This window comes from Staphylococcus sp. GDY8P57P (assembly GCF_017892585.1).
Taxonomy (GTDB): Bacteria; Bacillota; Bacilli; order Staphylococcales; family Staphylococcaceae; genus Staphylococcus; species Staphylococcus borealis.
Genome location: NZ_JAESLK010000064.1, coordinates 1 through 1,393, shown reverse-complemented (window position 1 = coordinate 1,393; position 1,393 = coordinate 1). Strand labels below are relative to the sequence as shown.

The following is a 1,393-nucleotide window of genomic DNA, read 5'->3' as shown; positions in this document are numbered from 1 at the left end:
AAAATCAGATGACTTAACCGAATATTTAGAGGTTTCTTTGATAGCTGCTTGAATATCTTTATCTCCTTTTTGATTTGGTTTGATCGCTTTAATATTTGCTACTGGTCGATAATTTACTTGTAATGCTTTTTGCCATAAAGTAACCCATTCTTCTTGAGTTATATAATTAACTTTATTCTTAAAATAGCTATTTTCAACACACAATAAAACGTGCATATGTTGATTATAACTACCGTCATTTTTATTAACCGTTACTTCGGTTGAACGTAAAAATCCGATTAAATTCTTTTTAACTTTTGTATACATTTTTAATTTATTAAAAGCCTTAGACATATGCTTTAAACTTTGTTCTAAATGTTCACCGTCTATTGCATTTCGTGCTGATAGCGTAAGAAATAACCAACGTGCTTTTGGCTTTTCTTTAACCACTTCTTCAATCACTTTTTGAGCTTGATAACTATTTTTCATAGCACGCCTCCAATTACAAACTGGGCATAATTTTGATTTACAAAACCATGTTTTATGTAATTTCAAATAACCTTCATCAGTTGGCTTGAACTCTAAGACGTTACCACATTGTTTTACGTTAAAAGCCTTTTTTATTTTTAAAATTTCTAGTATATCTGCATAACTTACATTATCAACTTTCTTCTCTCTCCATGGGCGTTGTTTCCCACTTTTCGTCATATCTTTTAATGTTTCATTATCTTGATTTTCGTCTACATATCTAGTAGTATTATATTGCATATAAAAAGCCCCCAGTTTTGATTTTGATTCGACACCTTAATCATATAACTGGGGTTTTTTCATGTCAAATTTTCTTTCAACAACAAAAACAACCAAAAATACTGTTATATCAACATTCAAATGACTTTTTATAACATTGAGTTATGTCTTTTTATATCTTTGAGTTATTTCTATATAGTATCAAGACAAGAAGAAACTCGTTTTCAACTCGTTTTAAAATACAAATCTTAAAACTTTTTCTTTCACTTAATATAAATTAAAATATAAGCTATCAAATAGAAATTAAAGGAGAAGCTTAATGCATTATTTATATTTATTTATCTCAATTGCAACAGAAATAATCGGAACTAGTTTTTTAAAAACATCAGAAGGTTTCACAAAGTTATGGCCAACATTAGGTACACTACTTTCGTTTGGAATTTGCTTTTATTTTTTAAGTTTAACAATAAAATTTTTGCCCTTAAATATAACTTACGCAACATGGGCAGGTCTAGGATTAGTATTAACAACAATAATCTCAGTTATCGTTTTTAAAGAAAATGTTAATTTAATTAGTATAATTTCTATTGGCTTAATTGTTATAGGTGTAGTGCTCTTAAATGTATTTGGAGAAAGCCATTGATTATTTTATTCCAATTGCTTTATT

At 27.9% G+C, this 1,393-nt stretch carries 2 protein-coding genes; one reads left to right on the top strand and one right to left on the bottom strand.

Annotation, left to right across the window (positions count from 1 at the left end):
- Nucleotides 1-747 (bottom strand): protein rep (locus KA878_RS13465; RefSeq protein WP_210142184.1); only part of this gene is annotated, 747 nt, incomplete at its 3' end.
- A gap of 298 nt (nucleotides 748-1,045) precedes the next feature.
- On the opposite strand from KA878_RS13465, the gene qacG reads away from it, so the two are divergent.
- Nucleotides 1,046-1,369 (top strand): quaternary ammonium compound efflux SMR transporter QacG, encoded by a 324-nt coding sequence (gene qacG, locus KA878_RS13460; RefSeq protein ID WP_015740450.1) that lies wholly within the window; start codon nucleotides 1,046-1,048, stop codon nucleotides 1,367-1,369.
- Nucleotides 1,370-1,393 lie beyond the last annotated feature (24 nt).